Annotated in this window: 12 protein-coding genes; 1 reads left to right on the top strand and 11 read right to left on the bottom strand. The window is 65.3% G+C overall.

What is annotated here, in order from left to right; translation table 11 throughout:
• Positions 1–7: 7 nt before the first annotated feature.
• From bamB to ndk, 8 genes are all read right to left on the bottom strand, one after another.
• Complete coding sequence (gene bamB / locus GV068_RS22935) at positions 8–1,171, bottom strand: outer membrane protein assembly factor BamB (protein WP_159703452.1); 1,164 nt, start codon at positions 1,169–1,171, stop codon at positions 8–10.
• An 85-nt stretch (positions 1,172–1,256) separates the two neighbouring features.
• The gene (locus GV068_RS22930; RefSeq protein ID WP_159703450.1) at positions 1,257–1,919 is read right to left on the bottom strand and encodes a tetratricopeptide repeat protein; all 663 of its coding nucleotides are present in this window, start codon (positions 1,917–1,919) and stop codon (positions 1,257–1,259) included.
• A gap of 49 nt (positions 1,920–1,968) precedes the next feature.
• The gene (gene hisS, locus GV068_RS22925) at positions 1,969–3,324 is read right to left on the bottom strand and encodes a histidine--tRNA ligase (protein ID WP_159703448.1); all 1,356 of its coding nucleotides are present in this window, start codon (positions 3,322–3,324) and stop codon (positions 1,969–1,971) included.
• Positions 3,325–3,437: 113 nt separating this feature from the next.
• Entirely contained in the window at positions 3,438–4,733 is a 1,296-nt protein-coding gene (gene ispG / locus GV068_RS22920) for a flavodoxin-dependent (E)-4-hydroxy-3-methylbut-2-enyl-diphosphate synthase (protein WP_159703446.1), read from the bottom strand.
• A gap of 15 nt (positions 4,734–4,748) precedes the next feature.
• Entirely contained in the window at positions 4,749–5,771 is a 1,023-nt protein-coding gene (locus tag GV068_RS22915; protein WP_159703444.1) for a helix-turn-helix domain-containing protein, read from the bottom strand.
• A 10-nt stretch (positions 5,772–5,781) separates the two neighbouring features.
• Positions 5,782–6,591, bottom strand: coding sequence for a type IV pilus biogenesis/stability protein PilW (gene pilW, locus GV068_RS22910; protein ID WP_159703442.1), 810 nt, complete (start codon positions 6,589–6,591; stop codon positions 5,782–5,784).
• Entirely contained in the window at positions 6,591–7,760 is a 1,170-nt protein-coding gene (gene rlmN / locus GV068_RS22905; RefSeq protein ID WP_201303338.1) for a 23S rRNA (adenine(2503)-C(2))-methyltransferase RlmN, read from the bottom strand. Before rlmN ends, pilW begins: the two co-directional genes overlap by 1 nt.
• Before the next feature lie 84 nt (positions 7,761–7,844).
• Positions 7,845–8,258: a nucleoside-diphosphate kinase gene (gene ndk / locus GV068_RS22900; RefSeq protein WP_159703440.1), complete on the bottom strand. Its 414-nt coding sequence runs from the start codon at positions 8,256–8,258 to the stop codon at positions 7,845–7,847.
• A gap of 220 nt (positions 8,259–8,478) precedes the next feature.
• Between ndk and GV068_RS22895 the strand changes: the two genes are divergently transcribed.
• Entirely contained in the window at positions 8,479–9,174 is a 696-nt protein-coding gene (locus tag GV068_RS22895) for a Bax inhibitor-1/YccA family protein (RefSeq protein ID WP_159703438.1), read from the top strand.
• A gap of 173 nt (positions 9,175–9,347) precedes the next feature.
• On the opposite strand, the gene rlmD is transcribed toward GV068_RS22895, so the two are convergent.
• From rlmD to GV068_RS22880, 3 genes are all read right to left on the bottom strand, one after another.
• Positions 9,348–10,736 carry a 23S rRNA (uracil(1939)-C(5))-methyltransferase RlmD gene (gene rlmD / locus GV068_RS22890; protein ID WP_159703436.1) on the bottom strand — a complete coding sequence of 463 codons (1,389 nt, stop codon included), beginning with the start codon at positions 10,734–10,736 and terminating at the stop codon, positions 9,348–9,350.
• Between the two features lie 127 nt (positions 10,737–10,863).
• Positions 10,864–11,856 carry an RNA polymerase sigma factor RpoS gene (gene rpoS / locus GV068_RS22885; RefSeq protein ID WP_159703434.1) on the bottom strand — a complete coding sequence of 331 codons (993 nt, stop codon included), beginning with the start codon at positions 11,854–11,856 and terminating at the stop codon, positions 10,864–10,866.
• 10 nt (positions 11,857–11,866) lie between these two features.
• Positions 11,867–12,802, bottom strand: a complete 936-nt coding sequence (locus GV068_RS22880; RefSeq protein ID WP_159703432.1) for a peptidoglycan DD-metalloendopeptidase family protein — start codon at positions 12,800–12,802, stop codon at positions 11,867–11,869.
• Between the last annotated feature and the right edge of the window lie 118 nt (positions 12,803–12,920).

The following is a 12,920-nucleotide window of genomic DNA, read 5'->3' as shown; positions in this document are numbered from 1 at the left end:
AATTATTTTATTCGACCGCGATCGCGGTCACAGTTCCATTTTGCGTTTGAAAAATCAGGTGCGATCCAGCCACCAGCGGGGTGCCCACGATGGGGCTGCCGTCGGTGGCGGCGCGCGCCAGGAAGGAGCCGTCTTCGCGCGACAGGAAGTGCACGATGCCCTGGTAGTCACCCACCGCTACGGCGCGGCCGTAGGAGACGGGGGTCGACAGGCGGCGGAAGGCCAGCTTGTCGTTCTTCCAGGCACTCGAACCGGTGTCGCGGTTGAAGGCATACAGGGCGCCCTTGTCGTCCGGCGCGAACACGAAGCGCTGGTCGACGGCGACGCCGACCTCGGAGGACAGGTCGCGGGTCCATTTCGGCGAACCGGCGGCTGCGTCGAAGCAAGCCACGCGGCCCTGGTAGGACACGGCGCAGACGTCGCTTTCGAACAGCACCGGGGTGCCGCCGATGTCGGTCACGCGTTCCAGCTCGGTGGCGCCGCGCGCCACGCCGACTTCGACGTCCCAGCGCGGCGCGCCGGTGGCCAGCAGCATTGACGACAGCTTGCCGGCCGGCTGGGCGACGATCACGTCGGTGTTATTCACGATCATGCCCGGCGAAGTACGCAGGGTCAGGGCCGGCGCAGTGCGCTGCACGGTCCATTTCTTTTCGCCGGTCTTGGCATCCAGGCCGACGATGCGGTTGTCCAGGCTGCGCGCAACGACGATGCCCTGGCCGACCACCGGCGAGGACAGGAGTTCGCTCGACAGCTGGGTGCTCCACAGCTTCTTGCCGTCCATGTCGAAGGCCAGCACGGTGCCCTTGGCGCCGCCGACCACGATCAGGTTGCCGTCGGTGCCGACGCCGCTGGAGAGCTCGCTACCAGCCTTGGTGCGCCACATCAGCTTGCCGCTGACGGCTTCGACGCGTGCGATATCGCCGCCGGCGCTGGCCACCACCACCGTGTTGCCGGCCAGTGCAGGCGAGAACTGGTAGGCGCCGGCCTTGCCGATGTCGAGCTTCCACGCGGTGCGCACGGCCATCGAGGCTTTCAGCTCGACGAGGGGCGCCGGCTGGTCGGTCTTCGACTTCGACGAGAACGGATTCAGCGAGCTGAGCGAAGGAAGGCTCGAGCAGCCCGTCATCAGGGCCAGTACACCAACACCAACAAGTTTGCTGCTAATACGCATATTCTTTAACCTTGTTCCTTGGACTGTAGAGGACGAAAGCCCGCGCTCGCCATTTGGGCGGACGCGGGCCTGTCAATCTTAGATCTTACGCAGCTGCTTTCGCGTCTTTCGCTTCCGGCACCGAGCCGCCGATTGCTTCAAGCTTGACCTGGACCAGCTGGCGGCCCGGGTTATTCTTGTCCATCGCGGCATACGCGGCAATGTAGGCCTGACGTGCTTCGGCCAGCTTGTTCTGCGCCACCAGCACGTCGCCTTTGCGGTCCGACACTTCAGCCGAGAACTGCGCCGGGTAGGTCTCGTTCAGCAGCTTCAGGGCGGCGTCGAAGGACTTCTCGTCCAGCAGCACGCCGGCCAGGCGCAGCTTCGCGACCGCCTTGTATTCGTCGTTGCCATGGTCCGCCACCCACTGCAGCTGGGTTTTGGCGGTTTTGAGGTCGTTCGCCTCGAAGGCGGTCTTGGCGGCGCCCAGCGCGGCCATCTGCGCGTAGACGGTGCCGTCGTACTTCTTCTGGATGTCGCCGGCGATGCGCTGGGTCTTGGCGTTGTCGTTCGCCGCCAGCGCCGCCTGCAGTTCGTCGTACAGCGCCGAAGCCTCGACGGCCTGGTTGCGCTTGTGCGAATTCCAGAAGTTGTAGCCCGCATAGGACAGCAGCGCGACGATCAGCACGCCCATGATGAGGTTACCGAATCGGGCCCAGAAGGCCTTGAAGTTCGCTATCTGTTCCTGTTCTTCGAGGTCGTATGCCATGTTCTGCTCTGTTTTTTATCGTGGTGGTGGATCGGGTGCTACGGGAATCTTAGTGGTGGTGATGGCCGTGCTCGTTGCAGTTCTCGTCGTCGCAGTCGTGTCCGCCGCCGCCGACGATCTGGTCGACCACGTAGTCGACCACTTGCTCGAAGGCGACCTTGGCCTGCTGCTGTTCGCCGGCTTCGCCGCGCATCGCCTTCACGGCCGCCTGGCCGGACGCGATCTCGTCTTCGCCGATGATCACGGCAAACGAAGCGCCGCTGCCGTCGGCCTTCTTCATCTGGCTCTTGAAGCTGCCCGCGCCTGCCGGCGTTGCGCAATGTAACACAACATCCAGGCCGGCATCCCGCAGGCGCTCGCCCAGGATGAAGGCCTGCAGCTGCGCTTCCTCGCCCTGATGGACCAGGTAGACGTCGCACTGGCTCGGGCTCTGGGTCTCGCCCAGGCCCTTCATCAGTTCGATGATGCGCTCGATGCCCATCGCGAAACCGACCGCCGGGGTCGGCTTGCCGCCGAACTGCTCGATCAGCGGATCGTAGCGGCCGCCCGCGCAGATGGTGCCCTGCGAGCCGAGCTCGTCGGTGACCCACTCGAACACGGTGCGGTTGTAGTAATCCAGGCCGCGCACCAGGCGCGGGTTGATGGTGTACTGCACCGCGTTGCGGTCGAGGATGTTCTTCAGGCCGTTCAGGTGCGCCAGCGATTCTTCGCCCAAGTAATCCAGCAGCTTCGGCGCCGCGTTGACCATCTCCTGCATGGCAGGGTTCTTGGTGTCCAGGATGCGCAGCGGGTTGCTGTGCAGGCGGCGCTTGGCTTCGGCGTCGAGGATGTCCTCGTGCTTTTCCAGGTAGGCGATCAGGTCGGCGCGGTGGCGCAGGCGCTCGTCGGCATTGCCGATCGAATTCAGCTCGAGGCGCACGTTCTGCAGGCCGAGGTCGTCCCACAGGCGGCGGCACAGCATGATCAGCTCGGCGTCGATGTCCGGGCCCGAGAAGCCGACGGCTTCGGCGCCGAACTGGAAGAACTGGCGGTAGCGGCCGCGCTGTGGACGCTCGTGGCGGAACATCGGGCCCTTGTACCACAGGCGCTTGGGGCCGTCGTACACGAGGTTATGCTCGATCACGGCGCGCACGGCGCCGGCGGTGCCTTCCGGACGCAGGGTCAGCTGGTCGCCGTTCATCGAGTCCTCGAAGGAGTACATCTCCTTCTCGACGATGTCGGTGACGGCGCCGATGGCGCGCGCGAACAGCGAGGTGTCCTCGACGATCGGGGTGACGATCTTCTGGTAGCCGTAGCTCTTCAGGATGGTCTCGGCGGTGTTCTCGAACAGCTCCCACATCGGTGCATCTTGCGGGAGGATGTCGTTCATGCCTTTGACGGCGACGATTTTTTCTGGTTTGGACATATTGTTACCCTAAAGACCGTCGTTCCGGCGAAGGCCGGAACCTAAGTTTGCGGGCAGACCGGCTGCTCGACGAAACTTGGGTCCCGGCCTGCGCCGGGACGACGTTGTATATCTTATTGTGCGACCGCCTCTTGGCGCCCGTAATTCTTCTGCACGTAGTTCAGCACGATGGTCTTGAACTCCTCCACGATGCGCTCGCCGCGCAGGGTGGCGAACTTCTGGCCATCGACAAACACCGGCGCCGCCGGCGATTCGCCCGTACCCGGCAGGCTGATGCCGATGTTCGCGTGCTTCGATTCGCCCGGGCCGTTGACGATGCAGCCCATCACGGCCACGTTCATCGCTTCCACGCCCGGATAGGTCTTCTTCCACTCCGGCATCTGCTCGCGCAGGAAAGTCTGGATGTTGTCCGCCAGCTCCTGGAACACGGTGGACGTCGTGCGGCCGCAGCCCGGGCAAGCGATCACCATCGGGGTGAACTTGCGCAGGCCCATGGTCTGCAGGATCTCCTGGCCGACCACCACTTCCTTGGTGCGGTCGCCGCCCGGTTCCGGGGTCAGCGAAATGCGGATGGTGTCGCCGATGCCTTCCTGCAGCAGCACCGACAGCGCCGCGGTCGAGGCGACGATGCCCTTGCTGCCCATGCCGGCCTCGGTCAGGCCCAGGTGCAGCGGATAGTCGCAGCGGCGGGCCAGCTCGCGGTAGACCGCGATCAGGTCCTGCACGCCCGACACCTTGCAGCTCAGGATGATCTTGTCGCGCGCCAGGCCGACTTCTTCGGCGCGCATGGCATTCTCGATCGCCGAGGTGATCAAGGCTTCGTACATCACGGCCTGCGCGCTCCACGGCGTGGCGCGGGCGGCGTTCTCGTCCATGATGCGGGCCAGCAGCGACTGATCCAGCGAGCCCCAGTTGACGCCGATGCGCACCGGCTTGTCGTACCTGGCGGCGATCTCGATCATCTGGGCGAACTGGGTGTCGCGCTTGGCGCCCTGCCCCACGTTGCCCGGATTGATGCGGTATTTCGACAGCGCCTGCGCGCATTCCGGATAGTCGCGCAGCAGCAGGTGGCCGTTGTAGTGGAAGTCGCCCACCAGCGGGGTGTCGATCTCCATGCGGTCGAGCTGTTCGCGGATTGCCGGCACCGCGGCGGCCGCGGCCGGCGTGTCCACGGTGATGCGGACGATCTCGGAACCGGCGCGCGCCAGTTCCTTGACCTGGATCGCGGTGCCGATCACGTCGGCCGTGTCGGTGTTGGTCATCGACTGCACCACGACTGGCGCGTCGCCGCCGACCCAGACCTTGCGCTGACCGTGCGAGACCAGCACCTTGCGGCTGGCGCGGCGCGCCAGCGGGCCGGAGGGAATCGGTCGGGCCGCGCCAGGCTCGCCAATGCAGCGTTCGTTCATGTTCTGTTCCATTGCTTACTTCAATGCCACTTGCGCAAACTTCTTGCCCGGCGCTTCCTGCAGGGCGACAGCAGCGCCGCGCAGGGTCGCCGTCACGGCGCCCGGATTACCGACGGTCAGCACGCCCGGACCGGTGACGTCGATCGTCTCGGTCGCACCGGCCTTGACTTCGCGCCAGAGGACACGCTTGCCGCCGACGACGACGCCGATCCAGGCATCTTCGCGCACGTTCAGCACCAGCGCGTTGCCGCCGGCGGCTGCGGCTGCCGGAGCAGGTGCGGCGGTGACGGGTGCGGCCAGCGTCGCGGCAGGCGGCGTGGCGGCGGCCGGTGCGGCCGGCGTGGTGGCAGCCGGCGCCGCACTTGGCGCCGTCGCCGGAGCCGTGCCCGGCGCGGCGGCCGGGGCAGTAGTCGGGGCAGCTGCAGGCGCGGTCGCGCCCTCGCCTGCCGGCGCCGGCACCGAGATCAGCGGCACGGACGGATTCTGCAGCGTGTCGTGGCCCGCGGCCGGCGCGGTGGTGCTCGGGGCCACCACCGGCGATTCGAGGACGGCCTCGCCTTCGGTAGCCGACTGCGGGCGGCTGCCCGGGATCAGGCCGAAATGCCACAGCGCGGCGCCGGCGGCGATCACGGCGATGGCGCCGGCGATCAGGCCGACCGGCACTTTATTGCGCTTGCCGCCGATCGGGAAACGGCTTTGCGAGAACGAGGCCGGGCGCTGTTCGCGGCGCGGGATCGAGGCGGTCGCGCCGGCTTGCGCTTCCGGCGGCATGTTCATCTCGATCTTGGCCACCAGCGGGGCGGCGTCGATCTTCAGGAGCTTGGCGTAGGCGCGCACGAAGCCGCGCGTCACGGCCGGGCTCGGGAGCGAGGCGTAGTCGCCGGCTTCCAATGCCACCACCTGGCGCGGCGCCAGCTTCAGCTGGTCGGCCACTTGCTCCACGCTCCAGCCCATCGCTTCGCGCTGGGATTGCAGGGTCTTGCCGGGAAGGCCCGCGTCATTGCCCGGCGTCGCCGGCTGGTCTGCATGCTCGTTCATGGTTCTTGTCTCACTCATCAAATGCGCCGCGCTCGAAGGCCGCGTACTCCGGCGAACCGGGGAAGCGCCGCCGCAGCTGGGCTGCGAGGCTGGCTTCATTGGACCGGTCGCCCGTCTTGCGCTGCACGCGCAGCGCCAGCCACAGTGCGTCGGCCGACAGGGTGTCGAGTTTCGAAGTCTCGATCAGGCGGTTAATGAAAAAACCGGCGCGCTGGTAATCGCGCCGCTCGTAGTAGATCCGTGCCAGGCCGGCGTTCGTGGCCTGCAGGTCCGGGTTGTAGCGCACGGCCTCGAGCAGGTAGCGCTCGGCGGCCTGGTGGTTCTTGCTGCGTACGCTGCACAGGCCCGCGTTCACCAGCGCGCTCACTGGGGTCTGGTAGGCCGGGTTGCGCAGCGCCGTGTCGAAGTAAGGCATGGCCTGGGCCGGCTTGTTCAGCGACTGGCACAGGAAGGAGCCGTAGTTGTTCGACAGGTCGGGATTGCCCGGCTTCAGGCGCAGGGCCTGCTGGTAGTTGTCGTCCGCCAGCTGCAACTGGCCCATCGCGGTATAGACCAGCGCGCGCACGCCATAGGCTTCGGCGTAGGACGGGTCGGCGGCGATCGCCTGCTTGACCTCGTCCAGCGCGATCTCGTACTGGCCGTTCTGGTAGTAGCCGACCGCCAGCTGCAGGCGCAGCGAGGCGCGTTTTTCCGCCGCGGTGACGTCGGACGCGGTCTTCAGTTCGCCGCCGCCATTGCTGGCGCAGCCCCCGAGCAGAGCGAGAGTTGCCAGGAACGCCGCCAGAGGCGCGGCGCAAAACCCTACCGCGGCGCCGCGCATCAGGAAGGGATCTCCACGATACGCCCGAAGTCGGCGCCGAACTTTTTCTGGTACTCGGCCATCTTCTCCATGCGCTGGGCCACACGGGTGCGGTCCTGCACCTCGCCGGCCAGCTGGCCGCAGGCGGCGTCGATGTCGTCGCCGCGCGTCTTGCGCACGGTGGTGACGATGCCGGCGTCTATCAGCACCTGGGCGAAGGCCTTGATGCGCGGGTTCTTCGAGCGGGTCAGGCCCGATTCCGGGAACGGGTTGAACGGGATCAGGTTGAACTTGCAGTTGATACCGACCACCGGGTCATTCACCAGGGCGATCAGCTCGCGCGCGTGCTCGTCGCTGTCGTTGAAGCCGTCGAGCATGCAGTATTCGAAAGTGATGAAGTCGCGCGGGGCGAATTCCAGGTAGCGCTTGCACGCGGCCAGCAGCTCGCGCAGCGGGTATTTTTTATTCAGCGGCACCAGGATGTCGCGCAGGGCGTCGTTCGACGCGTGCAGCGACACGGCCAGGGCCACCGGCGCGTCCTGCGACAGCTTGTCGATGTTCGGAACCACGCCCGAGGTCGACAGGGTCACGCGGCGGCGCGACAGGCCGTAGGCGTTGTCGTCCAACATCATCTTGAGCGCGGTGACGGTCGGCTCGTAGTTCAGCAGCGGTTCACCCATACCCATCATGACCACATTCGTGATCTGGCGTTCCCCCTTCGGACCCGGCTCGATGCCCTTGGTACGGCGCAGCTCGAACTCGGCCATCCACAGCTGGCCGATGATTTCGGCCACGGTGAGGTTGCGGTTGAAGCCCTGCTTGCCGGTCGAGCAGAAGCGGCAGTTGACGGCGCAGCCGGCCTGGGTCGAGATGCACAGCGTGCCGCGGTTTTCTTCCGGGATGAACACGGTTTCCACGGCGTTGCCATTGCCGACGTCGACCAGCCACTTGCGGGTGCCGTCGGTCGAGGTATGGTCGCTGATGATGCCCGGGGCTCGGATCTCGGCGCGGGTCTGGAGTTTTTCGCGCAGCGACTTGGCCAGGTCGGTCATGTCGTCGAAATTCGACGCGCCGAACTGGTGGATCCATCGCTGCAATTGCTTGGCACGGAACGGCTTCTCACCCAGCTCGGCGCAATAGGCGACCAGTTGCGCGGGATCGAAGTCCAGCAGATTGGTGAGAGTCGTCATGATAAATCCTGTAACTTTTCCAAATATCCCCGCTCGCACCGGCCCTGGGCCGCGGACGAGCGGTTCTTGATGCAATAAAACCGATTACTTCAGTTCTGGGAAGAAGTAAGCGATTTCGACTTTGGCAGCTTCGACAGCGTCCGAACCGTGCACGGCGTTGGCATCGATCGAATCGGCGAAATCGGCGCGGATGGTGCCTTTCTCGGCCTTCTTCGGATCGGTCGCGCCCATCAGGTCGCGGTGCGCCAGGACGGCGTTCTCGCCTTCCAGGGCCTGGATCATGACCGGGCCCGACACCATGAAGGTGACCAGGTCGTTAAAGAAGCCGCGCTCCTTGTGGGCAGCGTAGAAGCCTTCAGCCTGTTCGCGGGTCAGCTGGGTCATGCGGGCAGCGACGATCTTCAGGCCGGCGTTTTCAAAACGGGTGTAGATCTGGCCGATCACGTTTTTCGCGACTGCGTCAGGCTTGATGATGCTCAGGGTGCGTTCGATTGCCATGTAAAAACTCCAATAAAAAGAAGGGTTTAAATCGAGAACTTGATTAAAATTTGGAACTCAATCAACCTTTAATTTTACCACAGCTCCCTCACATATCCGATATTGCAGCACTGGCAAGCGAAGTGGTAGAGTTGCGGGGCAAAACCGTCCTGTTTTAAGGCTTTACTAAGCATCAGCTTGTATGGTTTTCAGTGACGCTCATCCACCAACCGGAGGCACCATGTTCCCTAATTCGCAACCACGCAGTACGATCGACCTGACCAAGGCTGGTCGGGGCCAGGTTACACGCAACAACGTCCTGCGCAATACTTACTGGCTGCTGGCGCTGTCGATGATCCCGACCGTGCTGGGCGCATACATCGGCGTCTCGTTCGACCTGATGGCTTCGATCGGCGGCCTCGGCTTCCTCGGCCTGATGCTCGTCGTGTTCGGCTTCATCTTCGCGATCCAGAAGTTCAAGGACTCGGCCGTCGGCCTGGGCCTGCTGCTGGCCTTCACCTTCGTCATGGGCCTGCTGCTGACCCCGCTGCTGCAGCATACCCTGGGCTACTCGAACGGCGGCACCCTGATCATGACCGCGTTCGGCGGCACCGCCTGCGTGTTCGCCGTGATGGCCAGCATCGCCACCACCACCAAGCGCGACTTCTCGGGCATGGGCAGCTGGCTGATGGCCGGCGCGATCATCCTGATCCTGGCCGCGGTCGCCAACATCTTCCTGCAGATGACGGCCCTGACCATCGTCGTCTCGCTGATGGCCATCGGCATCTTCTCGGCCTTCATCCTGTTCGACGTGCAGCGCGTCGTCAACGGCGGCGAAACCAACTACATCACGGCCACGCTGTCCATCTACCTCGACGTGTACAACATCTTCACCAGCCTGCTGCGCCTGCTGGGCATCTTCGGCGGCGACGACTGATCACCCCGCCGCAATGACAAAGCCGACCTCAGGGTCGGCTTTTTCTTTGGCCTTCCATCCGCCCAACACCGGGGTCAGGTCTAACATTTCTACACAAGCTCTTCCGTACCGGACTCGCACGCTTGAGCCCGTGTTGGAATGTTAGACCTGACCCCGGGTTGCGCGAATTGCGGTTACGCGGCTTCGGCGGGCACTTCGTAGGCGGCGGCCGCTGCCGGCTTCTCGCCCAGCTCGAACACCGCGATCGACTCCACGTGCGAGGTGTGCGGGAACATGTTGCAGACGCCCGCTTTCTTCAGCACATAGCCCGCCTTGTGCACCAGGATGCCGGCGTCGCGTGCCAGCGTGGACGGGCTGCAGGACACGTACACGATCCGCTGCGGCATCAGCTCCTCGTGCGTCTCGCGCAGGTCGGCCAGCGCCAGCGACAGGGCCATGGCGCCGTCGCGCGGCGGGTCGACGAGCATGCGATCGAATTTGCCGAGGGCGACCAGGTCTTCCTTTGTGACTTCGAACAGGTTGCGGGTCGAGAACGAGGTCTTGCTGGCCAGGCCGTTGGCCTGGGCATTCTCAAGCGCGCGCGTGGTCAGCGCGGTGCTGCCCTCGATGCCCACCACTTCGCGCGCCTGGGTCGCCAGCGGCAGCGTGAAGTTGCCCAGGCCGCAGAACAGGTCGGCCACGCGCTCGCCCGGCTGCACCTCCAGCAGGCGCAGCGCCTTGGCGACGAGCACGCGGTTGATCTGGTGGTTCACCTGGGTGAAGTCGGTCGGCTTGAAGGGCATTTTGATGCCGAATTCCGGCAGCGTGTAGTACAGCTCCTTGCCCAGCGGGTAGTATGGATAGGCCGTGTCCGGGCCCTTCGGCTGCAGCCACCACTGGATGTTCCATTTGTCGGCGAAGGCTTTCGCAAGCTGTTCATCCGCCGGGCTGAGCGGCGCCATGATGCGCAGCACCAGCACCGTGACCTCTTCGCCGATCGCCACTTCGATCTGCGGCATCTGGTTGTAGATCGACAGCTGACCGACAAATTCGCGCAGCGGCGCGATCAGCTGGGCGACGTGGTCCGGCAGGATTTCGCAGTAGGTGATGTCGGCCACGTAGGACGAGGCGCGCTCGTGGAAGCCGACCAGCACCCCGCCCTTCTTCGCCACATGGCGCACCGACAGGCGCGCGCGGTAGCGGTAGTCCCAAGTCGGGCCGTACATCGGGCGCATGATCATCTCGGACTTCACCTTGCCGAGGTGCCAGAGGTTGTCCTCGAGGACGCGCTGTTTCATCGCGACCTGGGCCGAGGGTTCGAGGTGCTGCATCGAGCAGCCGCCGCAGTAGCCGAAGTGCTTGCACTTCGGCTCCACGCGCATCGACGAGGCGCGCTGCAGGGTGACCATGCGGCCCGACTCCCAGTTCTTCTTCTTGCGCAGGGTTTCAAAGCTGACGCGCTCGCCCGGCAGTGCGCCTTCGACGAAGATCACCTTGCCCGGGCTGCCGTCTTCGTTCTCGAGGTGGCCGACGCCGCGCGCGTCCGCATCCAGGGATTTGATGTCGATGAAAATTTCTTGCATGGTCGCTGAAAAAGGGAGTGGGCACAGGATAGGCTGTGCAGGAGTTCGCAAATAAAAAATGGGCGCAAGCGGCCCGGCGGGCATGATAGCAAGGAAACGGGGTGGGCGCTACCGGGGCGCTTGCCGCCTACAGAAGGGAATCGCGCACGACGCCGCGCGCCGCCATCGCCCGTTTCAGCTTGATGAGCGCTTCCTGCTGGATCTGGCGCACCCGCTCGCGCGTCACGCCCATCTCTTCCGCCAGGGTCTCCAGCGTGGCCGGATCGTCGTTGTCCAGCCCGAAGCGGCGCGTCACCACCTGCCGCTGCTTGTCGGGCAGGCGCGCCAGCCAGTCGCGCACCAGGGCCGTCATCTCGTGCTGCTCGGCGCGCGCGTCGGGGCTGGCCTCGCCCTCGTCCGGCAGCATGTCCATCAGGCTGGAGCTGGGGTCGTTGTCGAGCGGCGCATCGAGCGAGGCCGCGTGTTCGGACAGGGCCAGGATGTCCTGCACCTCTTCCACCGGCCGCCCGACCAGGCTGGCGATGTCCTCGCAAGAGGCTTCCTTGCCGTCGTGCTCCTTGGCCTCGAGGTGGTACTTGGCGCGCAGGACCTGGTTCAGCTCGCGCACCATGTGCACCGGCAGGCGCACCGTGCGCGCCTGGTTCATGATGGCGCGTTCGATGCTCTGGCGGATCCACCAGGTGGCATAGGTGGAGAAACGAAAGCCCCGTTCGGGCTCGAACTTGTCGATGGCACGCATCAGGCCGATGTTGCCCTCCTCGATCAGGTCGAGCAGGACGACGCCGCGGTTGATGTAGTGCTTGGCGATCGAGACGACCAGGCGCAGGTTATGCTCGATCATCTTCTGGCGCGCCGCGAAGTCACCCGCCTTGGCCAGCGTGGCGACCTGGGATTCCTCGCTCGCGCTGAGGAGCGCGCGGGTGCCGATCTGGTTGAGGTAGTGCTGGGTGGTGTCGGTGGCGAGCTCGGCCTGCAAGACCTTGCGCAGCTCGTCCACCGTAGCGACTTCGGGCGTGGGCAGGACCTCTTCGCCCTCGCCCGCAGACGCGCCGCCGTGCTCCGGTTCGTCCGGAAACTCGTCTGATTCCTGCTGGTCCAGCGAGTGCGGCGGCTGCATCATGTACTACCTTTTATCGACCGGGCAGGAACCTCGACGGATCGACTGGTTTGCCCTGTTGGCGTATCTCGAAGTGCAATTTCACCGAATCGGCATCCGAGTCGCCCATCTCTGCAATGACCTGGCCCTTGGCGACGTTATCGCCTTCCTTGACCACGATCTTGCGGTTGTGCGCGTATGCCGACAGCAAGCTGTTGTTGTGCTTGACGATGACGAGATTACCATAACCCCGGATACCACTGCCAGCGTACATAACCTTGCCGGCGCCGGCGGCGACCACCTGCTGGCCGGCGCGGCCGGCGATATCGATGCCCTTGTTGCGGCCTTCGTCGAAGGTGGCGACGATACGGCCGTCCGCCGGCCACATCCAGCTCAGCTTGTCGTCGTCGTTCGCGCTGACGGTGGCGCCGGCGGCGATTGCCGGGGCCGGGGCGGCCGGCGCAGGAGCCGGAGCGGCGGGGCGCGGCGCTTCGCTGCGCGCGGCCGGTTCGGCCGGGGCGCTCGCGGTGTTCTCGTTGTACGGCTGCTTGTCGGCGCGCGGCGTGGTCTTGCGCGGCGGGGTGGCGGCGGGCGGCGTCGGCACCGGCTGCGTCTGCATGTTGGCAGTGCGCTCGCCACGCTCCGGCTGCGCCACGCGCAGGGTCTGGCCGACCTTGATGTCGTCCGGATCGGCCAGGTTGTTCCAGGTGACGAGGTCGCGGTAGTTCTGGCCGTGGTCCAGGGCGATGCGGATCAGGGTGTCGCCGCGGCGCACGGTATAGGTGCCCTTCTCGTCCTCTTTCTTCGGCTCTTCGGCGCGCGCGGCCTGGGTCGGGCGTGGACGCTCGACGGTCGGCAGCGTCGTGCGCTCGACCACGGGGGCCTGGCGCGTCAGCGAGTTACAGCCGGCCAGCAGGCTGAGGGCGAGGGTGAGCAGTGCGAGGCGGGGCAGATGGGGTGCTTGGTTCATTGTCTTTCTGTTTTCTTTTCATGTTCTGTGGCGCGCCGCCCGGGCGAAACGCGCCGGCGGACACCAGGCCGTGGACGGCCATGCCAGTCGGACCAGGCTGTACAACGCTGGTGGAACC

The organism is Massilia sp. 9I, assembly GCF_902506415.1.
Lineage (GTDB): Bacteria > Pseudomonadota > Gammaproteobacteria > Burkholderiales > Burkholderiaceae_D > Telluria.
Note: the sequence above shows the minus strand (reverse complement) of the source record. Positions and strands in the feature narration are given on the sequence as shown.